Genomic DNA, 19,422 nt, shown 5'->3' with positions numbered 1-19,422 from the left:
AGCCATGACCCGCTGTTGCTGTTGCTGTTGCCGTTGCTGTTGCTGTTGATCTCGAAGCAGTCGCGGCCGCAGGCCGCGCGGAACCCTCACAGATGCCGCAGTTCCTGCTTCAGCGTCGCCACGCAGCGGCGGCTCACTTCCAGCGGCTGCTTGCCATGCCGCAGCATCGCCTGCACCTGGCCGCCCGTGCCACGACGCAGCTCCACCAGTTCGTGGCGTGCCACCAGGCAATTGCGATGGATGCGGATGAAGCGACTGGCGAACTCTTCTTCCAGCGACTTCAGCGACTCCTCGATCAGGTCTTCGCCGCGTGCGTGGTGCACCACCACGTACTTCTCTTCGGCCTGCAGGTAGTGGATGTCGTCCAGCGGAATCAGGCGCAGGCTGCCGCGCAGGCGCGCGCACAGCATGCTGCGGGCCTGCTGCCCGCGGTGGTCCTGCGGCTGGCCGTCGCGGCCGGCCAGGAACGTGCGTGCGCGTGCGATCGCTGCAGCCAGGCGCTCGGCACGCACCGGCTTCATCAGGTAATCGATCGCTGCCGCTTCGAAGGCCGACAGTGCATGCGCGTCGTAGGCAGTGCAGAACACCACCGCCGGGCGTGGCTCGAAGCTGGCAAGGTGGCGGGCCGCTTCCAGGCCATCCAGCCCGGGCATGGCGATATCCAGCAGGACCAGGTCCGGCTGCAGCTCCGCGCACGCGTGCAGGGCCTGCTCGCCGTTGCCGGCCTCGGCCACCACATCCACGCCGTCCTGCGCGGCCAACAGGCTGCGCAGGCGCTCGCGCGCCAGCGGTTCGTCATCGGCGATGACTACCCTCACGATCGCTCCCTCACTGGATCGGCACTGTCACCTGGCAGGCATAGTAGCCCTCGCTCCAGCCAGCCGTCATCCGCGCGGCGCTGCCGAAGCGCCAGGCCAGCCGATGGCCGATGCTGTGCTGGGCATGGCCGGCACCGCGCGCCAGGGCCAGCCCGGGGGCCTGCGGATCGGGCGCCGGATTACGCACGCGGATCTGCAGCTCATTGCCCTCGCGCGCCAGCTGCAGCTCGATGGTGCCACCCTCGGGCAGCCGCGAGATGCCATGCAGCACGGCGTTCTCCACCAGCGGCTGCAGTACCAGGCGAGGCAGGGGAAGATCCCAGGGCAGTGGCTCGTCGCGCTGCCAGCGCACCTGCAGGCGCTCACCCAGTCGAAGTGATTCGATCGACAGATAGCGCTCGGCCAGCTCGCATTCGTCACGCAGGGTGGAATCGCCCTCGCCCGCCCCCAGCGCGGCACGGAACAGATCGGACAGGTCCAGCACCGCCCGCTCGGCCACCACCGGGTCGCGATGCAGCAGGCTGGCGATCAGGTTCATGCTGTTGAACAGGAAATGCGGGCGGATCCGCGCCTGCAGCGCGTCGGCCTGTGCGCGTGCGTTGGCCTGCACCTGCGCGGCCCAGCGATCACTCACATAGAAGTAGCGCAGTGCCAACGCCGTGATCAGCGCCGTCGTCGCGGCGCTGCCCAGCGTGAAGCGCCAGAAGCTGATGCCGCGGGCGAAGTTGTCGCCAAGCACCGCGTACAGGGCATGCACGATGCCCGCGCAGACCACCGCGATCAGCGTCGCCAGTGCGATGGCCGAGACTGCCCCCAGGACCTGGGGCAACCGCGACAACGCGTTCCGCAGCAGGCACAGGCTGGCCGTCACGGCCAGCGCCAGCCACAGCGCGAAACCACTGGCCGACAGCAGTTCGCCCACGGTCCAGTGGCGGCTGCCATCCGGGGCCAGGGCCAGCACCACCACCACCAGTTCGGCCAGGCCGAGCATCGCCGCCAGCCGCGGCAGGCGGCACAGTTCCGGCATCCAGGGCGGGGCGCTGGCCGGTGACATGGCTCAGGCGGCGCCCAGGCGTTCCTGCAACCAGTCACCCAGCGCCTGGATCTCTTCGGCGCAGACCTGGTGGGCCATCGGGTAGCTGTGCCATTCCACCTCCAGGCCCATCGCCTGCAGGGCCTGCGCGCTGTGTACGGCCACCGCCTGCGGAATCACCGGGTCGCTGCTGCCATGGGCCATGAACACCGGCACCTGCACCGCTCCGTCAACGCGCTTGGCGCTCTCGGCTTCCGGCAGGTAGGTGGACAGTGCGATCAGGCCAGCCAGTGGCGCGGTGCGCGACAGCGCGGCGGTCAGGATGATCGCGCCCCCCTGCGAGAAGCCGGCCAGGAAGATCTTCTCCGGTGCGATGCCGCGCTCGATCTCGCGCGCGATCAGCGCATCCAGCTGCACCACCGATTCCTGCACGCCAGCCATGTCGGCGCGCGAACGGAAGTCCATGCCGACGATGTCGTACCAGCCACGCATTGGTACGCCGTTGTTGATCGTGATCGGCCGCACCGGCGCATGCGGGAACACGAAGCGCAGCGCCGGCCAATGCGGGCGCACCAGCTCCGGCACGATCGGCGCGAAGTCATGGCCGTCGGCGCCGAGGCCGTGCAGCCAGATCACCGACCACTGCGGCGAGACGCCGGTTTCCTGTTCCACCGTTTGCAGCATGATGCGGCTCCTTCAAGTTCGAGCCGCATTATGCCGCTGCCGCGGGACGATCAGTACAGCGGCGGTTGTTCGGCGGCTTCCCGTCGCAGCTGCGCGGCGCGTACCAGCACCGGCGGCGGGATGTTCTCCTCAGGAATATCGAGCAGGCCGAGGCGATGCAGGAAGGCACCCGGGCCGCGCGAAGACGTCAGCGCCACCACCGGTACCGCCAGCACCATGCCGATCACCACCGGTGCCATCCACGCGGCCAGCGAGGGCGATACCGCCCAGGCCAGCAAGCCCATGAAGGCACCGAACACGCCCAGGCCGCCGTAGCCGCGGATCAGCGCCAACCACGAGATGCCGCCATCGTCCCGCTGCTGTGCGTCCCAGCCGGAATCGCGGCCGGACAGCACTTCGGCCACGCCGCGCGACTGCACGTACATCACCACCGGTGCCATCAGTGCCGCCAATACGGTTTCCACCAGCATCGAGACGAACGCGCGCAGCGCGCCGCCACACCCGCGGCGGTCGACCGGGTCCAGCAGCATCGCCAGGTAACCCAGCACCTTGGGCAGCAGCAGCACCGCCATGGTCGCCGCGAACAGGCGCACCACCTGTTCCTCGTCCTGGGCCCGCCAGTACACGCTCGGCGACAGGTGCAGCAGGGCGTTGAAATCGATGCCTTCCTGGAACAGCGGGATGGCGATGCCGATCAGCATCAGCATCGCCCACATCGGCGCGGTGAAGTAATGACCGATGCCGATCAGCATGTGCATGCGGCTGATCCAGTGCAGGCCGCGGCTGCCGACCACCTTGCCGTGCTGCAGGTTGCCCTGGCACCAGCGGCGGTCGCGCACCAGCAGGTCGGTCAGCGTCGGCGGACCTTCTTCATAGCTGCCCCCCAGGTACGGCACCATGTGCGCGGCCCAGCCGCCCCGACGCATCAGCGCCGCTTCGACGAAGTCATGGCTGAGGACGTGGCCACCGAACGGCTTGCGCCCCGGCAGCGCCGGCAGCCCGGCCTGATCGGCAAAGGCGCGGGTGCGGATGATGGCGTTGTGGCCCCAGTAATTGCTCTCGGCACCGTGCCACCAGGCCACACCGCGGGCGATCACCGGACCGTACACGCGGCCGCCGAACTGCTGCATGCGCGCGAACAGGGTGCGCCCACCGATCACCGACGGCAGGGTCTGGATCAGGCCGACATCGGCGTTGTGTTCCATGCCCGCGACCAGGCGCACGATGCTGTCGCCGGTCATCAGGCTGTCGGCGTCGAGGATCAGCATCTGCGGGTAGGCGCCGCCGAAGCGACGGACCCAGTCGGCGATGTTGCCGGCCTTGCGCCCGCTGTTGTCGCCACGGCGGCGGTAGAACAGCCGCGCCTGGCCATCGGGCACGCGCTCGCGCAGTTCGGCGAACACCTGCTCCTCGGCCCGTGCGATGTCTTCGCGGCGGGTATCACTGAGCACAAAGAAGTCGAACCGGTCGAGCTGGCCGGTGGCGGCCACCGACTCGTAGATCGCCTGCAGGCCGGCCAGCAGCCGGCGCGGGTCTTCGTTGTAGGTCGGCATCAGCAGCGCGGTGCGGCTGTGCACCGCCGGCAGCGGCTTGTCCGGGTCGATGCCGAGGCGGTAACCCCGGTCGAACACGGCAGTCAGGAAGCCGGCCACTGCACTGGCGAAAGACAGCGCGATCCAGGCGAACAGGCCGACAAACAGGACCAGCAGGCAGGCTTCGAGCACGCTGATGCCATTGGCCGACAGCACCCGCCACATCATCCGGGTGGCGATGGCAGTCATCGCCAGCGTGCCGCCGAAGATGTAGAACCGGCGCAGGCCGATCAGACGCGGCGAGGTGCGGTGGCGGCGAACCTTCAGTTGGCCTTCGCGCAGGGTCTGCTCGGGCATCTGCAATGGCGATTCTGCCGGCAGCAGCGTCCAGCCGGCATCACGCCGGGACGTATCTGCTTCCGCATGGATGGTCTGCACCCCCATTGCCGCCTACTCCGCGCAGTCGGCACGGCCGGCCATCCCGGCCGGGCTGCATGCACCAAGGTTCCCGGCGCGCTTTCCCGGCGCCCGCACTTGTCCTGGCTGCGTCGGCCTCACGCCACGCAGTCGCTGTCTGTCACTACCGGAACCCACACGATCTCCAACGGGGCGGAATCGAAAATGCGGCTCAGTCTAGGGCGCCGGATGTAAGCCGAGTGCGAAGGTCTACGCCGGGATTTATCCCCATTCAGCAAACAGCAGGCGAGTGCCGGGGCGTGGGTACGGATGTCACTTGGTCGTCCCAGGTACTGGATCGTAACAAACGCGAACGGTTATCATTTCATTAACCAGGCAGGTCACCGTCTTCCGCACGGCCGAGACCCACCCAGCTGCGCCGGTTCGAGCCGCGCGCCCAACGACCCATGGAAGGGGGGCCTGCCTGCTTGTCTGCTTGCGCCCGTTGCTTCCATCCGGTCCCCCTCATCCGATGGAAGCCGTCATGTCCCTGCCGTTCCGTACCCGTTCCGCGCGCCTGCCGCGCACCCGCCTGTCCCGCGCTCTGGCCACCGCCTGCCTGCTTGCCCTGCCCGGCCTGGCCGCTGCAGAGGCCAGCGCCGATGCCTCCACCAAGGATCTGGATACCGTGGTGGTCACCGCCTCGGGCAACCAGCAATGGATCAAGGATGCGCCGGCCAGCATCAGCGTGATCAGCCGCGAGGACATCGAGCGCCAGCCGGTGCACGACCTGGCCACCCTGCTCAGCCGCGTGCCGGGCGTGACCGGTGGCCTCAGTGCGGTCGGCGAGCAGTCCAAGATCAAGCTGCGCGGCATGCCGTCCAATTACACGCTGGTGCTGGTGGACGGCAAGCGCATGGGCAGCTCGGCCTCGACCAACTACCGCCCCGACCTCGGCCGCCAGGATCTGAACTGGATCTCGCCCGACCAGATCGAGCGCATCGAAGTGGTGCGCGGACCGATGTCGTCGCTGTACGGCTCCGACGCCATGGGCGGCGTGATCAACATCATCACCCGGCGCATCGGCGATGACTGGAGCGGCAGCGCAACGCACAGCTATACCCGCCCCGGCGATGACAAGCGCGGTGATACCCAGCAGATCGGTGCGACCTTCTCCGGCCCGCTCGGCGAGCGCTTCGGCCTGCGTATCGGTGCCAACAGCATGCGCCGCGACTCGGACCGCTCCAACGGCGGTGTCTACGGCAACGCCTACGCCGGCGAGAAGGACCGCAACGTCGACGCGCTGCTGCAGTGGAAGCTCAGCGATGCGCAGGAACTGTCGCTGGAAGCCGGCCATGGCGTGCAGCAGGCCTTCATCGATGCCTCTCTGGAGAAGCAGGACGAAGGCGCCTGGGGTGCCAGCGAACTCAAGCGCAGTTCGCTGGCGCTCAACCACGACGGCAAGTGGAGCTTCGGCAACTCGAAGATCAGTGCGTACTGGACCGAGTACAAGAACGACATCGGTGCCACAGGCCGCTCCGAAGCCACCGATACGATCATCGAGGGCAGCCTGACCACGCCCTTCACCCTGGGGGTTGAACACCAGTTCGCCGTGGGCGGCCAATGGAAGCGCCAGGAGCTGACCAACACCGACACCATCGGCCGCGCGCCGATCGACTATGCCGGCAATGCCGTCAGCGGCTCCGATCTGGAAGTGGATACCTGGGCCCTGTTCGTCGAAGACGAGCTGAAGCTGCACCGCACCCTGGCGCTGACCCTCGGCGCACGCCTGGATCACCATGAGAAGTTCGGCGGCCACGTCAGCCCGCGCGCCTACCTGGTCTGGCATCCGGCCGAGCAGTGGACGATCCGAGGTGGCGTTTCCAAAGGCTTCCGCGCACCCAGCCTGACCGAGAATTCGGCCACCGCCGCCACCCAGTCCGGCGGTCGTGGCTGCACCTCGCTGATCCCGCTGGGCTATACCCGCGGCGGCTGCTACATGGCCGGCAACCCGGACCTGGATCCGGAAACCAGCACCAACCGCGAGATCGGCATCAGCTTCGACAACGACCTGGTCGATGCGGGCCTGACCTACTTCCATACCGACTTCAGGAACAAGATCGAGTACGCGCCCCTGGGCAAGTTCAACGGCATCTGGTGGACGCGCATGAGCAACGTGCAGCGCGCACGCACCAGCGGCATGGAAGGCAACCTCAATTTCCGCTTCGGCGAGCACTGGCGCTGGCGCACCTCGGCGACCTGGATGAAGGAAGCCAAGAACCTGACCACCGGCCGCAACCTGATCGATACTCCGGAATTCTCTGGCTATTCGTCGCTGGACTGGACGCCCAGTACGGTGTTTTCCAGCAGCCTCTCGGCGCAGTACACCGGCAAGCAGACCGGCACGGCGACGACCTTCCTCAAGGCCTACACGTTGTACGACCTGACTGCGGCCTGGAACGTCAACGAGGTACTGACCCTGCGTGGCGGCGTCAGCAACCTGGCCGACAAGAAGCTGTATGCCGAAGGCTCCACCGACTACTTCGTGGCCGGGCGCAGCTATTTCATGAGCATGACCGCGCGGTTCTGACCGGCGGCGCGCGCCGCGATCGCGCTGGCAGCACGCCAGCGCGATCGGCGGTGTTGCGGATTACTCGCTTTCCAGCGCGGCCGCGGCCGCGTTCTGCGTAGCGGCCGTGCGTGCACGGTCCATCGCTACCGCCAGTTGCTGGCGTGCGAGCAGTTGTTGAGCCTGCACCACTTCAGGTGTCGGCAGGAGCACCGGTCCCGGTGCGTTTTCCGGTGTAGCAGGTGTGGTCATGCAACCTCCATGGACATCCCGCCGCCACCCGGGTTCAGCTGGGGTGGCAGCGGAACTGCGCACCCTATCCTAAAAACAAGGCGGATGGGTGACGGAGCGGCGCCCCGCCACACCACGTGGAACACGGCAGGCGTCACATTTTTGACGCCGGAGCTTGGATCCTGAATAGGACTTGTCCTATCATGAAAACGTTTTCCAACAGGGATGTTTCCCATGAATACCACTGACCTGTCCCAGTTCAGCCCGAAGTGGCAGTTCCGCTTCAACTTCTTCCGCCAGCACGGCGCCCCCAAGAATCCCGGCTTCAAGCAGGCCTGGAAGGCGCTGTCCTTCGGTGACCGCCTGAAGATCAACCTGAACTTCTTTGCGCTGTTCTTCGGCGCCATCTACCTGTTGATCCTGGGCATGTGGCGCAAGGCACTGGTGCTGATCGGCATCAACATCGTGCTGGCCATCGTCTCCATGTTCCTTCCGGACGTCGTGGGGCGGATGCTGTTCATCGCCATGAACCTGCTGGTCGCCTCCAGCACCAACTACAGCTATTACCTGGAGAAGGTGGAAGGACGCGCCAGCTGGAACCCGTTTGAAGGCATGTTCTGAGCCCTCAGAACTGCGCACGGATGCGCGGCAAGGATGCAATCGACGCCCGGCCCCCGCCGGGCGTCTTCGTTTGCGGGATCAGGCCGCGCGGCGAGCCGTGGCCACCGGCTCGGCGTGCAGGCGGAAGCGCGAGACCGCCACCGCCAGCTGCTCGGCCTGTTCTTCCATCGCACGCGCGGCGGCACTGGCTTCCTCCACCAGCGCGGCATTCTGCTGGGTGGTCTCGTCCATCTGCACCACGGTCTGGTTGACCTGCTCGATACCCGCCGACTGCTCGCGGGAGGCCGCCGAGATCTCGGCCATGATCTCGTTCACTCGACCGACCTGGCCGACGATTTCCTGCATGGTGCGGCCCGCGCCGTGCACCAGCTGCGCACCGGCACCGACCTGCGCCACCGAGGCGTCGATCAGTTCCTTGATCTCCTTCGCCGCGCCCGCCGAGCGCTGGGCCAGCGCGCGCACTTCGCTGGCGACCACGGCGAATCCACGGCCCTGTTCGCCGGCACGCGCCGCTTCCACCGCCGCGTTCAACGCCAGGATATTGGTCTGGAACGCGATGCCGTCGATCACCGAAATGATCTCCGCAATGCGCTGCGACGAGGCCTCGATCTGCTCCATGGTCTGCACCACCTGGCTGACCACCTGCCCGCCTTCGCTGGCCACACCCGCTGCGGAGCCGGCCAGGGTGTTGGCCTGCAGCGCGTGATCGGCATTCTGGCGCACCGTGGAGGTCAGCTCCTCCATCGAGGCCGCGGTCTCTTCCAGGTTCGCTGCCTGCTGCTCGGTACGGCGCGACAGGTCACTGTTGCCCGCGGCAATCTCACCCGCCGCCAGGCGGATGCTGGCCGCCGACTGCTGGATCTGGCCGACGATCTGGGTCAGCTGCTGCACGGTGCTGTTGGCATCGTCGCGCATCACCGCGAACACACCGTGGAAGTCGCCCTGCATGCGCGCGCTGAGATCGCCTGCGGCGATCGCGCGCAGCAGCGTCGACAGCTCGGCCAGGTTGTGGTCGCTGACCTGCATCATGGTATTGAGGGTTTCCACCATGCGGCGGAAGTCGTGGTCGAAGCGCAGCGTGTCGCCGCGCACCGCGAAATCGCCGGCGGCGGCGGCGGCGGCCAGCTGCTGGATCTGATCGTTGATCGCCGCCAGGTTGCTCTTGGTGGTGGCCATCGCAGCGGTGAACACCGCCTTCTCGCCCGGCAGCGCTTCCATGTCCACGCTCAGGTCACCCACCGCATAACGCTGCATCACGTCGACCAGGCGCTGGGTGACGGCGTTGCTGGAGGCCACCAGCTGGTTGCTGTCGGCCACCATCCGGCCGTACTCGCCCGGGAACGCCGCGGCGTCCATGCGGTAGCTGATTTCGCCGGCGTCATGGCGACGCGCCATCTCCGCCTGCGCCGCCATCACCGACTGCAGCTGACCCCGCATGCCCTGCATCGCATCCAGCAGGCGGCCCACTTCGTCGTTGCTGCGTGCCGGCAGGGTGCTGTCCAGCTTGCCTGCGGCGACGTCGCCGGCCACGCGCACGGCTTCGGCCAGTGGGCGGATCGCCAACCGGCGCAGCAGCACATAGACACCGGCACTCAGTGTCAGCGCGGCCACCACGCCAACCAGCAGGGTCAACCACAGCAGCTGGCGCGCCTCGGCCACGATCACCGCGTGTGGCATCACCACGCCCAGCGCGAAGCGCTGCGGCGCATCGCCCACGCGCAGCGGCACGTACACGCGCACGTTGCCTGCCGCATCCGGAGTGAAGGCTTCGAACCGGCGGTCGGCGGCGATGTCGGCCAGCATGCTGCGGGTCAATGCGTCGTTGCGCGGCTTGCCGATCTCGGCGGCGTTCGCCGAGGCCAGCACCACGCCGTTCGGCGAGAGCAGTTCGACGCGCCCGGCGCCCATCGGCTTCAGCGTGGCCAGGTGCTTCTGCAGCGCCGCCAGCGAGAAATCGACGGTGAATACACCGAGGAACGTGCCGTTCTCGATGATCGGAGTGCTCAGCGTACTCATCAGCACCTGCTGGCCGGCGATGTCGTAGGCATAAGGTTCACTGACCTTGGGCAGCTTGTCGCGACTGGGCACCACGTACCAGTCGGCCGAGCCGTCAGCGGCTTCGGTGTAGTCAGTCATGGTCGACTGCTGTGGCTTGCCGTCATGCCAGGCCCAGTAGCTCATGTAGCGGCCGCTGGCATCGTGCATCTCGGTATTGGCGAACTCGGCATCCTTGCCGTCGAAGGCGTTGGCTTCCCACATGGTGCTCTTGCCCAGCCATTCGGGATGGCTGCGCAGCTGCTCGCCCAGCACGGCCGCCAGGCTGGCGCGATCAGGCGCGTCACCCCGCGCACGCTGGGCGAGCACGGCCTCGACCATGGCGTCGTTGCTTGCAAAGGCGGTGCCCAGATCGGCCGCGACCTGGCGGGCTTCGGCGGTGGCCTCGCTGGCCATGGTCTGGCGCGAGGCATCGATCAGGCTGGCGCTGGCCTGGCGGTAGATCAGGAACGCGGTCAGGCCGAAGCACAGCAGCGCGATCACAGCGGTGCCCAGCATCAGCTTGTGGGCGATGCTGCCCGGGCGGCGGGCAGCGGCGGAACGGGGAGAAGGCATGGAAGGGTCCGCAAGGCAGTTCAGGACGACCGGCACCGCGAGGGCACCGCGCAGGTGCGCGATCCGTCGCGCAGGCCACCGGCCGCCGGGACCCGCCCGGCGCTGGAAGCGCACCGGGTTAGCGGCCGCCTGCGAACGAGGTTGAGGCGCTCCGCCTGCACATTCCTGAACCTGCTCAGGGTCGGGTCAGGAACCCGCCCCGTTCCGTCCTATTCGGCAACCCGATCCTTGATCCACTGCGCCCGAGGCAGCACCTCGATGCTGCCAGCCGCGTACTGCTGCAGCACGTCGTCCGGGCCGAAGCGCGGCTGCCAGCCCAGTGTGCTACGCATCAGTGCACTGTCGTAGACGCGGTCGATGCTCAACGGCAGTGGCCAGCCACGGCGCTCGAACTCGGCCAGCAGCTGCGGGGCGCGGCGGGCCAGTACCCGGCGGGGCTGGGTCGCCAGTTCCAGGCAATCCTCGCGCAGGAACGGTGTCGGTGCGCAGGCAATATAGCGTGCGAAGGCAGCGCCCACATCGTGCAGCAGCGCGGCATGTGCACTGGCCACGTCGCGCGCGTCGATGCCGCGGTGCAGGCGGAACATCGCCATCCGCTCCGGTGGCTCGGGGAAGCAGCGGGCCATGCGCAGCACGCGCACGCTGAAGCCCGGTGCCACGGCGGCTTCGGCCAACGCCTCTGCCTGCAGCTTGCTGCGATGGTAGATCGTGCGCGGCAACGGCTCGGTATCTTCATCGATCCAGCGGCATCCGCCCGCCACTACCGCATGGCCATACAGCGCCGTGGTGCTGGTCAGCACGAAGCGGCGTGCACCGGCCTCGCGGGCAGCCTGCAACAGGTGTGCGGTCGCCTCCACATTGATCTGCTGGAATACCGCATCCGGCACCAGGCCGACATGGGGTGCGTGCAGGGCGGCGGTATGGATCACCGCATCGACCCCCTGCACCGCCCGCGTCACGGCCTGACGATCGGTGACATCGGCAATGATGCGGGTGGTGGCAAATGGGCTGCGATCCAGCCCCACCACTTCGTGGGCCGCCGCCAGCGCGCCGAAGATCGCACGCCCGATCCGCCCGGAACTGCCGGTCAACAGAATCTTCATTGAGTCCATTCACTCGAAGCGCCCGGGAACTACCGGGATGCTTCGATTCTAGGCACGCTGCATGTCGTCTGCGATAGGGCGCGGTTGCAATTGTGCGTTCATTTTGGCGATGCCGATCGGGCCAGCAGCTGCCGGGCGACGAACAGCGGATCGTCACCGCCTGCCGCATCAGGCGTGACCCCGGTACGTTCCCAGTTGGTTCCGGTACGAAGGTTGATCGGCTGCCGGTCGGGAATGCTGATCTGATAGCCATCCGGCAGCAACACAGGATCATCAAACATATGTGCCGCGCCGCCACTTCGACTCCCAACGACACGTGCCCGCCCCTGCGCCTGCAGCGAGTACGCGACGAATTCGGCGGCCGAGCCGGTGCGGCGGTCGATCAGCACCACCAGCGGCTTCAGGTACAGCCCCAGGCTCGCCGGTGGCAACGGTACCGGACTGCGTTGGCCACGTTGTTGCAGTGACTGCACCTGGGTGATCTCCGCCGCCAGCAGGGTCCGCACCAGCAGGTCCGCACTGCCGTCATCACCACCACCGTTCTGGCGCAGATCGAGCACGAGGCCATCGGTGTCGGCCAGCAGGGTGAAAGCCGCGGCCAGCTTCGGCCGGGCCAGATCGAGCGGATAGAAGGTGCTCAGGCGCAGGTAGCCGATGTTGCCTTCCAGCACCCGCACCTCGCGCACGCCCGCGCCATTGCTGCGTGCATCCGCGCGCCAGGCCATCAGCCAGTCGTCCTGGCCGGCGCTGGCATCCACCCGCTCGACATGGAAGTGGCCATCGAACACGTCCAGATCCTGGTTCAGGCGTGCGCTGAACGCCTTCGGGTCCGCGCAGCTGTCCACATAGCGCTGCTGGCTGGACCAGCCGCGCACCGCCTCGGCAATGCGCACGCCTTCGGCCACGTCCAGGTACTGCGCCTGTATCGCCGTGGCCGCCGCCTGCAGCACCGCGTCCTGGACCGGGCAGGACGCCGCCAGCAGCGCGCCCAGCATCCACGAAACCGCCATGACCGCACCCCATGTTGATGATATGTAAGTGCTTATATATCATCGCCAGCATGGATCTCCAACACGCCACCCTGGGAACGCTGCTGCGGGCCCTGCTCGACCAGCTCGACCCGGCGGTCGAACAGGCCTACCGCGACCTGAAACTGGACTACCGCCCGCGCTACACCCCGGTGCTGCGCACGCTGATGGCGCAAGGCCCCTGCCGCATCAAGGACCTCGCACTGGCCTGCGGGCTCAGCCATTCGGCACTCAGCCAGACGGTTTCAGCAATGGTGCGCGACGGCTGGCTGCACGCTGCGGTCGGTGAAGACAGCCGTGAGCGCATCCTGCAATTGAGCCCGCGCGCACTGCAGGCGCTGCCGGCGCTGCAGGCGCAGTGGCAGGCCACGGCACGCGCGGCGCGCAGCCTCGATGCCGATCTTGGACAACCGTTGGAGCAGGTGCTGCGCGACGCACTGCAGGCGCTTGAGCAGCGGCCGTTCGCACAGCGACTGCACGACGCACGTCAACACTGAGGTCGTTACTGCTCGGCCGCGATCTCGATCTCGCTGAGGAAGGTCCAGCTGCCATTGGCCAACCGCAGCTCCAGCGTGCGGCACTGCGCGGCCAGCGGCGCGGCATTGCCCAGCACGTATTCCTCTTCGGTCGAACCGCTCAGCCCGGCCTGGGTGAATGGTGCCGACAGCACGCCGATGCTGATTGTGGCAGTGCCCGGCTCAGCGCACATCACCTCCACCGACGTCGGCGTGACGATGCCCCACGCCGGGCGGGTCATCGTATGCAGGCCGATCCAGTCCACCCGCCGGCGCTGGCCCAGGTCGATGGTGATGCTGACGTTGCCGTGAACGCCCACCCAGCCGGCATCCATCGGATTGCGCGGATCTCCCACGCGGCGATCGAACAGCTCGTGACCGCTGCTGTCCGGATAGTTCGCATCCGGCGCCACGCTGTAGCTGTAGGTGGTCTGCACCGGATCGACACTGTAGGACGCACCGAGGCCATACAACCCGCGATAGGTGTTCATCAGCCGCGGCGATTCGCCATAGCCCTGGCCGGGACCGACCACCTCGGACATGTGGTACTGGTTGAGCCAGGCAACGCGCTTGCCGGCCGAGCGCGCACTCCACAACTGCTGGTTGATGCGCTGTACCGAGGCCGGGCGATAGGCACCGGACAGCCCGTTGCCGGTGTCCAGGAACAACGGGCTGCCATGGTTGAACAGTTCGATGTCGGCCCACAGGCCGCTGGCACCCAGCGCCGCCGACAGCGCCTCGTAGTACGCCTCGGTGGAATGACCCGGGCGATCCCACTGGAACAATCGAGCATGCGAGGCCGCACCGATACCGTCCTGCCAGATCTGCACGTCCACGCCGGTGGCCGTACGGAACTGTGCAGCAGCCCGGCCCACGCTGGCCGGATCCACGCTGGATGACGCCAGGTAGGGTGCCACCATCACCGGCCGGGAAGGCGTGCTGCTCTTGAGCGCAGCCACGACCGCGCGGTAGAAGGACGCGCGCTCAGCCGGCACCTGGGCCGGCTCGTCGGTGATGTACCAGCCTGCGAACGCCGGATGCGATCCGTACTGCTGGCCCAGCTGGGCCAGCGACTGCGCGGCATCCTGCGCGACTGCCGTTGCGTTGCGGCCCTGCCAGAAGGTGGCGCACTGCCCCGAGCTGTAGGTGGTGCCGACCACGACCTTCATGCCGCGCGCCGCCGCTGCATCGAGCACCGTGCCAAGCTTGCCGGGGAAGCCGGCAATCCATTCGAAATCCTGCTCGCCGCTGGCACAACCCACGCCGGCCCGGGTGGCACGGGTCTGGCCGAGGATGATCGTGTCGTTGCCCAGGTCCTGCAGCTCATCCAGGAACAGCGGCAGCTGCGCGGCCGGCAGTTGTTCATCGCTGGCCGAATAGCCGACGTGGACGAAGCTGCCGGACAACAGGGGGCTGGCTGCATGGACGGAGCCGGCACACGCCAGCAAGGCGATCAATCCAATCCTGTTCATCTTCTACGTCCCTGTCGTGGCCAGGCGAGTGGCGTTGTCACTCATCCTATCAACAGCGGCCAGCACACCACGATCACCTGCAGCGCTGCGCAGGCGCCGACTTCCACTGCTCCCGCAGCAATGCCCATGCAAAGTCGATTCAAGCGGTTGATTCATTCATCTGCGTGATCGAGCCTGCGCGCTCCTTCCCCCTGGAGCACCCCTCATGCGTACACCGCCCGCACCGCTCACCCTGGCGGAACGTGACCGCCGCTGGGCCCTTGCCCGTGACATCATGGCCAGCGAACGGCTGGATGCACTGGTCGTGCATGGCGATCGGGAAGCCGCAGCACCCGCCGGCTTCTCACCCGATTGCTACTTCACCAATGACCGGCCTGGCTCGATCGTGGTGTTCGTGGGTGACGCGGTCCCGCGTGTGTTCACCTTCGCCTCGCTGATGATCGCCGACCACCTGCAGGCCGGCCTGCGAGGCGACCTGCAGTGGATCGCACCCGAGCAGCTGTGGGTGGGCAAATCCGGCCAGGAGGTTGGCCGCTGGCTGCAGCAGTGTGGCCTGCATTCGGCACGTATCGGCGTGCTGGGCCTGGAACCGTACCCGCCGTTCTACTTCGACGGCGCGATGCCCGCACGCACTCTGCAGGGCATGCAGGCCGCCGTGCCCGCCGCGGAATTCGTACCGGTCTACCGCGCCTTCTTCCAGCGCGCCTCGGTGAAGAGCCAAGAGGAACTGGCACTGATCGCGCATGCCGCCTGGATCGGTGAATCGATGAGCGAGGCACTGCGCGCCACGGCCCGCCCGGGCGTTTCCGAAGCCGAGCTGGTGGCCGCGGTGACCGCTACCTGTTTCTCGCTGGGAGGCTATACCGCCGAGGTGCTGCTCGGCTCGGGTCCCGAGTATGTAGGCTGGGGACCGCCCGCCTGGCAGTACCGTGCACAGCCGCCGCGCATCCTGCGCGACGGCGACCTGGTGCTGTCCGAGATCTTCGCGCTGTATGGGCTGATGGAAACCCAGCACCAGGCCGCCGTTGCCATCGGCGAGGTGCACGACGACATCCACCGTGCCGCCGTCGTGGCCCGGGCCAGTTACGAGGCGGGCCTATCCGCACTGCGCGTGGGCAATACCTTCGGCGATGTCGTCGACGCAATGGAGGCGCCCCTGCTCGAGGCAGGCGGCTGGCACGTGCACCCGCTGGTCCACAGCCTCAACCCCTACGGGCCGGTCGGCTTCGGTCGCGCACCGGGCATCGAAGTGCTGCCCGAGGCGGCACGCTATGCACGCATCACACCACTGCCGACGGTCGGGCGCGAGCTGCCCCTGCAGGCCGGCATGTGTTTTGCCTTCGAGCCGAACTGTGCGTTCGGCCGGCACATGGCCAACATCGGCGGGACGGTCATCGTCGGCGAGCATGCGGGTGCGGCGCTCAACGAAAACTCGACCTGGCTGATGCGGGCCGATGCCTGAGTTCACCGCCCACCTGCAGACGCCGGCACGGCGGCGCGCGGCCGAGACGCGCAGCGGACAGACCCGGGCCCGCCTGTTGCAGGCCGGGCTGCAGCTGTTCAGCGCACTCGGCGTGGACGGTGTGCGCACCCGCCAGTTGGTGGACATGGCCGGCTGCAGCCAGTCAGCCATTCCGTATCACTTCGGCGGCAAGCAGGAACTGTATGCCGCCGTACTGGCGCGCTGCGCGCAGGCCATCGTCGAACACCTGCCACTGCCAGCCACGCCACCCACCGGCACGCGCCAGGCGGCGCAGCAGCTGCAGCAGTTGATGCGGGCCTTCGTCCACGCGTTGCTGTCGGCACCGGATGCCGGCACGCGCACGCTGCTGCTGGCACGCGAACAGATCCAGCCGACGGCCGCGTTCGCCAGTGCACACCGTACGTTGTTCGAGCCGTTGCACGCGGCACTGGCCGGCTGTGTTGCGTGCCTGCGCGGCAGCGGGCCATCCGACATCGAAACACTGCTGCGTACTCACGCCCTGCTCGGCCAGGCCATCGTCTTCGCCGTGTCCCATGGAGCGCTGCAGGCACGGTTGAAGCAGGAAGCGCCCACCGCAGACGTGGAGATGATCGCGGCGGTGGTCAGTGGCATGGCGCTGGCCGCAGCGAAGGCGGCGCCCGCCTGAACAGCCACACCATCAACCGTGTGCGCAGGCCGCGTGAAGACGGCCGCGAGGATGGCGACCTGGACTTAGCGCGCGATGGCCAAGGATGGCCACTGTCGTCGACGACGGCGGCACCCACCCAGTAGGAGACGTCACATGGCCGACCAGAACCCCCGCAGCTCCAACCGGGGCTTTGCATCAATGGACCAGGACAAGCAGCGCGCGATCGCTGCCAAGGGCGGGCGTGCCGCACATGCCTCCGGCAACGCGCACGAATTCAGCCCGGCCGAAGCACGTGTCGCAGGCCGCAAGGGCGGTGAAGCGATCAGCCGCAACCGCCAGCACATGGCGGCGATCGGGCGCGAAGGTGGACATGCTCGCCACGCCAATGCGCGCCAGCAGCAACAGCAGCCACAGGAGACCGGACGCACGCCAGAGGGCCCGCAACGCCAGCAGGGCTGAAGGCTGCGCTTCAGGCCGGTGCGCGCTGCCGATACAGACCCAGCGCAGCAAGTAGGGCCAGCGCACCGGCCACAGCCATCGCCCAGCCGAAACCACTGGCCATCGCACTGCGATACCACGCAAGCATCTGCGGCGTGGCGTGCATCGAGCTCGGTTGCAGGATCAGTTCGCGCGCCTGTGCCACCAGCCCCCGCTGCCCGGCCGCCTGCGCGGAAACGGCGAAGTGCTGCACGGCGCGCTGGCCCATCAAGCTGCCCAGCAGCGCGATGCCCAGGCTCATGCCTGCCTGGCGCAATGCGTTCATCGTTGCTGAAGCGATACCCGCGCGCTCGACCGGCGCGCTGGCCATGACCGCCATGCCGGTCGCCGGCACTGCCAGCCCCATGCCAATGCCAAGCAGCACCAGCACAGCGCTGGCAAAAGCACGCGACGTAGCCGGTTCGAACGTGGCCATCGCGCACAGCGCCACCCCGGCCAGGGCGTAGCCCAATACCAGCGCGGTGTGCAGCCCGAGGCGGGCGACCAGACGACCGAACAACAGCGAGACGACACCCATCAACAGGAACTGCGGAGCCAGCTGGGAGCCGGCCTGCGCAGCGCTGTGGCCCTGAGCCTGCTGGAAGAACAGCGACAGGAAGAACAGGCTGGCATAGGCAGTGAAGCCCAGCACGAACGATGCCAGGTTGAACATGCCGAAGCGGCGGTCGGCAAACAGGTCCAGCGGCAGCAATGGGCGTACCACCCGGCGTTCAACGATGCCGAACAGGATCAGTCCGGCGGCTGCGACGCCCAGCGCCAGCAGGGTCACCGGGGACAGCAGGCCATGCTCGCCGATCGCGATCAGGCCATAACTCAGCGCACCCAGCGCGACGATGCTGAGCAGCTGCCCGGCGGGGTCCAGTGCGGCGTGCTGCGGATGCCGCCGCTCGGGAATTCCCCATGCGCCCAGCGCCAGCGCGAGCAGGCCCAACGGCAGGTTGATCAGGAAGATGCTGGGCCATCCGGCGCGCTGCACCAGCACGCCGCCCAGCAGCGGGCCAAGCACCAGGGCCAGCGCACTGAACGCCGACCAGCCGCCGATCGCACGTGCACGCTGGCGCGGGTCGGGAAACGCGTGGCTGAGGATCGGCATTGCGGCGGGAATCAACAATGCGCCCGCGATGCCCTGCACTGCGCGCCCGGCCACCAGGGTTCCAAGATTGCCGGCACAAGCGCACAGCAGGGACCCCAGCGTGAAGGTGGCGACGCTGAGCAGCCACATCCGCCGATGACCGTAACGATCCCCAAGCGGCCCCGCCGACAGCATCAGCGCCGACAACGCGATCGCATAGGCATTGATCACCCACTGCAGCCCGGCCATGTCAGTGTTCAACGCCTGCTGCAGGGTCGGCAGGGCGACGTTGACGATGCTGATGTCCAGCGAGGCGAGGAATGTGCCGAGGTAGGCGGCCAACACCAGGGCCGGACGTTGGAAACGCTGCATGTGTGGATCCCGGGGGAGGACGTGCGCGCATCGTAGCCACTGACTGACCGTCGGTCAATGACTGGCGGTCAGTCAATTCCAAAGGACAGCTAGAATGGCCACCGTCGCACCCGGACCTTACCCACCATGCAGACCCCAGCTGTCGCCAGGCCTCGCACCAAGCCTGCGGAAACCCGCCAGGAAGAACTGATGGATGCCGCGCAGGCACTGTTCCTGTCAAAGGGGGTAGACGCCACTACCATCAGCGACATTGTCGCGGCGGCCGACGTGGCCAAGGGCACCTTCTATACCTACTTCGCCTCGCGCACCGAGATTCTGCAGGCGCTGGCGCAGCGCTACACGCGGCAGTTCATGGAAGCGGTCGACCAGGCCGTGCAGCAGCACCCCGACGGCGATGGCGTAGCACGCCTGCGCGCCTGGATCCGCGCCAACATCGAACTTTACGTGCGCACCCATGCACTGCACGACGTGGTGTACGCCAACCATCATCACCACCAGCGCGGCAACGCCGAACGCAATGCAATCCAGCAGCAGCTGCTGGGCATCCTCGAAGCGGGCAACGCCGCCGGTCTGTGGCAGCTTCCGGCGCCGCAGGTTACCGCCTCGTTGATCTACGCCGGCGTGCACGGCGCTACCGACGACCTGATCGCCACACCGGCACAGGATGCCGATGCGTTCATCGAAGCCGTGCAGGCCAATTGCCTGCGCATGGTCGGCGTGCCACCGGCCGGTGCCAAGCGGCGCTGACGAACCGTCT

The 19,422-nt window shown here is 67.5% G+C and carries 17 protein-coding genes; 7 read left to right on the top strand and 10 right to left on the bottom strand.

The genetic code is table 11. The features are described 5' to 3' along the window. Positions 1-86: 86 nt before the first annotated feature. The 4 genes from N5D20_RS09585 to mdoH are packed head-to-tail and all read right to left on the bottom strand — an operon-like array spanning position 87 to position 4,511. The gene (locus tag N5D20_RS09585) at positions 87-818 is read right to left on the bottom strand and encodes a LytTR family DNA-binding domain-containing protein (RefSeq protein WP_010481294.1); all 732 of its coding nucleotides are present in this window, start codon (positions 816-818) and stop codon (positions 87-89) included. 10 nt (positions 819-828) lie between these two features. Continuing rightward, positions 829-1,872, bottom strand: a complete 1,044-nt coding sequence (locus N5D20_RS09580; RefSeq protein ID WP_053443558.1) for a sensor histidine kinase — start codon at positions 1,870-1,872, stop codon at positions 829-831. A gap of 3 nt (positions 1,873-1,875) precedes the next feature. Continuing rightward, entirely contained in the window at positions 1,876-2,535 is a 660-nt protein-coding gene (locus N5D20_RS09575) for an alpha/beta hydrolase (protein ID WP_099527326.1), read from the bottom strand. 50 nt (positions 2,536-2,585) lie between these two features. Beyond that, the gene (gene mdoH, locus N5D20_RS09570; RefSeq protein ID WP_197578574.1) at positions 2,586-4,511 is read right to left on the bottom strand and encodes a glucans biosynthesis glucosyltransferase MdoH; all 1,926 of its coding nucleotides are present in this window, start codon (positions 4,509-4,511) and stop codon (positions 2,586-2,588) included. A 496-nt stretch (positions 4,512-5,007) separates the two neighbouring features. Between mdoH and N5D20_RS09565 the strand changes: the two genes are divergently transcribed. Beyond that, positions 5,008-7,053, top strand: coding sequence for a TonB-dependent receptor (locus tag N5D20_RS09565; RefSeq protein ID WP_197578575.1), 2,046 nt, complete (start codon positions 5,008-5,010; stop codon positions 7,051-7,053). Between the two features lie 60 nt (positions 7,054-7,113). Here the strand turns inward: N5D20_RS09565 and N5D20_RS09560 are convergent, their stop codons facing one another. Beyond that, positions 7,114-7,284, bottom strand: a complete 171-nt coding sequence (locus tag N5D20_RS09560) for a hypothetical protein (RefSeq protein WP_167345305.1) — start codon at positions 7,282-7,284, stop codon at positions 7,114-7,116. Positions 7,285-7,497: 213 nt separating this feature from the next. Between N5D20_RS09560 and N5D20_RS09555 the strand changes: the two genes are divergently transcribed. Further along, positions 7,498-7,884 carry a DUF2628 domain-containing protein gene (locus N5D20_RS09555; protein WP_049436940.1) on the top strand — a complete coding sequence of 129 codons (387 nt, stop codon included), beginning with the start codon at positions 7,498-7,500 and terminating at the stop codon, positions 7,882-7,884. A 78-nt stretch (positions 7,885-7,962) separates the two neighbouring features. Here the strand turns inward: N5D20_RS09555 and N5D20_RS09550 are convergent, their stop codons facing one another. The 3 genes from N5D20_RS09550 to N5D20_RS09540 all read right to left on the bottom strand — a co-directional run bounded on the left by N5D20_RS09550 (position 7,963) and on the right by N5D20_RS09540 (position 12,607). Further along, entirely contained in the window at positions 7,963-10,494 is a 2,532-nt protein-coding gene (locus tag N5D20_RS09550; RefSeq protein WP_197578576.1) for a methyl-accepting chemotaxis protein, read from the bottom strand. A 209-nt stretch (positions 10,495-10,703) separates the two neighbouring features. Next, the gene (locus N5D20_RS09545) at positions 10,704-11,597 is read right to left on the bottom strand and encodes an NAD(P)-dependent oxidoreductase (protein WP_197578577.1); all 894 of its coding nucleotides are present in this window, start codon (positions 11,595-11,597) and stop codon (positions 10,704-10,706) included. A 98-nt stretch (positions 11,598-11,695) separates the two neighbouring features. Further along, positions 11,696-12,607, bottom strand: a complete 912-nt coding sequence (locus N5D20_RS09540; RefSeq protein WP_197578578.1) for a S41 family peptidase — start codon at positions 12,605-12,607, stop codon at positions 11,696-11,698. Positions 12,608-12,657: 50 nt separating this feature from the next. On the opposite strand from N5D20_RS09540, the gene N5D20_RS09535 reads away from it, so the two are divergent. Further along, entirely contained in the window at positions 12,658-13,122 is a 465-nt protein-coding gene (locus N5D20_RS09535; protein ID WP_049436936.1) for a MarR family transcriptional regulator, read from the top strand. Between the two features lie 5 nt (positions 13,123-13,127). Here N5D20_RS09535 and N5D20_RS09530 read toward each other — a convergent pair whose 3' ends face one another. Beyond that, positions 13,128-14,612 carry a DUF4434 domain-containing protein gene (locus N5D20_RS09530; protein ID WP_197578579.1) on the bottom strand — a complete coding sequence of 495 codons (1,485 nt, stop codon included), beginning with the start codon at positions 14,610-14,612 and terminating at the stop codon, positions 13,128-13,130. A gap of 205 nt (positions 14,613-14,817) precedes the next feature. On the opposite strand from N5D20_RS09530, the gene N5D20_RS09525 reads away from it, so the two are divergent. The 3 genes from N5D20_RS09525 to N5D20_RS09515 all read left to right on the top strand — a co-directional run bounded on the left by N5D20_RS09525 (position 14,818) and on the right by N5D20_RS09515 (position 17,182). Continuing rightward, a complete protein-coding gene (locus N5D20_RS09525) occupies positions 14,818-16,074 on the top strand; it encodes a M24 family metallopeptidase (RefSeq protein WP_197578580.1) in 1,257 nt (418 codons plus the stop codon). Then, positions 16,067-16,741 carry a CerR family C-terminal domain-containing protein gene (locus tag N5D20_RS09520; protein WP_197578581.1) on the top strand — a complete coding sequence of 225 codons (675 nt, stop codon included), beginning with the start codon at positions 16,067-16,069 and terminating at the stop codon, positions 16,739-16,741. The genes N5D20_RS09525 and N5D20_RS09520 overlap by 8 nt, the downstream gene beginning before the upstream one ends. 135 nt (positions 16,742-16,876) lie before the next feature. Further along, positions 16,877-17,182 carry a KGG domain-containing protein gene (locus N5D20_RS09515; protein WP_197578582.1) on the top strand — a complete coding sequence of 102 codons (306 nt, stop codon included), beginning with the start codon at positions 16,877-16,879 and terminating at the stop codon, positions 17,180-17,182. A gap of 10 nt (positions 17,183-17,192) precedes the next feature. Here the strand turns inward: N5D20_RS09515 and N5D20_RS09510 are convergent, their stop codons facing one another. Then, positions 17,193-18,665 (bottom strand): MFS transporter, encoded by a 1,473-nt coding sequence (locus N5D20_RS09510; RefSeq protein WP_197578583.1) that lies wholly within the window; start codon positions 18,663-18,665, stop codon positions 17,193-17,195. Between the two features lie 126 nt (positions 18,666-18,791). Here N5D20_RS09510 and N5D20_RS09505 point away from each other — a divergent pair, with 126 nt between their 5' ends. Then, a complete protein-coding gene (locus N5D20_RS09505) occupies positions 18,792-19,412 on the top strand; it encodes a TetR/AcrR family transcriptional regulator (protein WP_197578584.1) in 621 nt (206 codons plus the stop codon). Positions 19,413-19,422 lie beyond the last annotated feature (10 nt).

This window comes from Stenotrophomonas sp. GD03877, from assembly GCF_029840555.1.
Classification (GTDB): Bacteria; Pseudomonadota; Gammaproteobacteria; order Xanthomonadales; family Xanthomonadaceae; genus Stenotrophomonas; species Stenotrophomonas geniculata.
This window is presented reverse-complemented; position numbering and strand designations above follow the sequence as displayed.

Bases quoted from the DNA above. Each gene is read 5' to 3' on its own strand.
- N5D20_RS09580 (WP_053443558.1), bottom strand. From the start codon at position 1,872: ATGTCACCGGCCAGCGCCCCGCCCTGGATGCCGGAACTGTGCCGCCTG.
- N5D20_RS09575 (WP_099527326.1), bottom strand. From the start codon at position 2,535: ATGCTGCAAACGGTGGAACAGGAAACCGGCGTCTCGCCGCAGTGGTCG.
- mdoH (WP_197578574.1), bottom strand. From the start codon at position 4,511: ATGGGGGTGCAGACCATCCATGCGGAAGCAGATACGTCCCGGCGTGAT.
- N5D20_RS09565 (WP_197578575.1), top strand. From the start codon at position 5,008: ATGTCCCTGCCGTTCCGTACCCGTTCCGCGCGCCTGCCGCGCACCCGC.
- N5D20_RS09560 (WP_167345305.1), bottom strand. From the start codon at position 7,284: ATGACCACACCTGCTACACCGGAAAACGCACCGGGACCGGTGCTCCTG.
- N5D20_RS09555 (WP_049436940.1), top strand. From the start codon at position 7,498: ATGAATACCACTGACCTGTCCCAGTTCAGCCCGAAGTGGCAGTTCCGC.
- N5D20_RS09550 (WP_197578576.1), bottom strand. From the start codon at position 10,494: ATGCCTTCTCCCCGTTCCGCCGCTGCCCGCCGCCCGGGCAGCATCGCC.
- N5D20_RS09545 (WP_197578577.1), bottom strand. From the start codon at position 11,597: ATGAAGATTCTGTTGACCGGCAGTTCCGGGCGGATCGGGCGTGCGATC.
- N5D20_RS09540 (WP_197578578.1), bottom strand. From the start codon at position 12,607: ATGGCGGTTTCGTGGATGCTGGGCGCGCTGCTGGCGGCGTCCTGCCCG.
- N5D20_RS09535 (WP_049436936.1), top strand. From the start codon at position 12,658: ATGGATCTCCAACACGCCACCCTGGGAACGCTGCTGCGGGCCCTGCTC.
- N5D20_RS09530 (WP_197578579.1), bottom strand. From the start codon at position 14,612: ATGAACAGGATTGGATTGATCGCCTTGCTGGCGTGTGCCGGCTCCGTC.
- N5D20_RS09525 (WP_197578580.1), top strand. From the start codon at position 14,818: ATGCGTACACCGCCCGCACCGCTCACCCTGGCGGAACGTGACCGCCGC.
- N5D20_RS09520 (WP_197578581.1), top strand. From the start codon at position 16,067: ATGCCTGAGTTCACCGCCCACCTGCAGACGCCGGCACGGCGGCGCGCG.
- N5D20_RS09515 (WP_197578582.1), top strand. From the start codon at position 16,877: ATGGCCGACCAGAACCCCCGCAGCTCCAACCGGGGCTTTGCATCAATG.
- N5D20_RS09510 (WP_197578583.1), bottom strand. From the start codon at position 18,665: ATGCAGCGTTTCCAACGTCCGGCCCTGGTGTTGGCCGCCTACCTCGGC.
- N5D20_RS09505 (WP_197578584.1), top strand. From the start codon at position 18,792: ATGCAGACCCCAGCTGTCGCCAGGCCTCGCACCAAGCCTGCGGAAACC.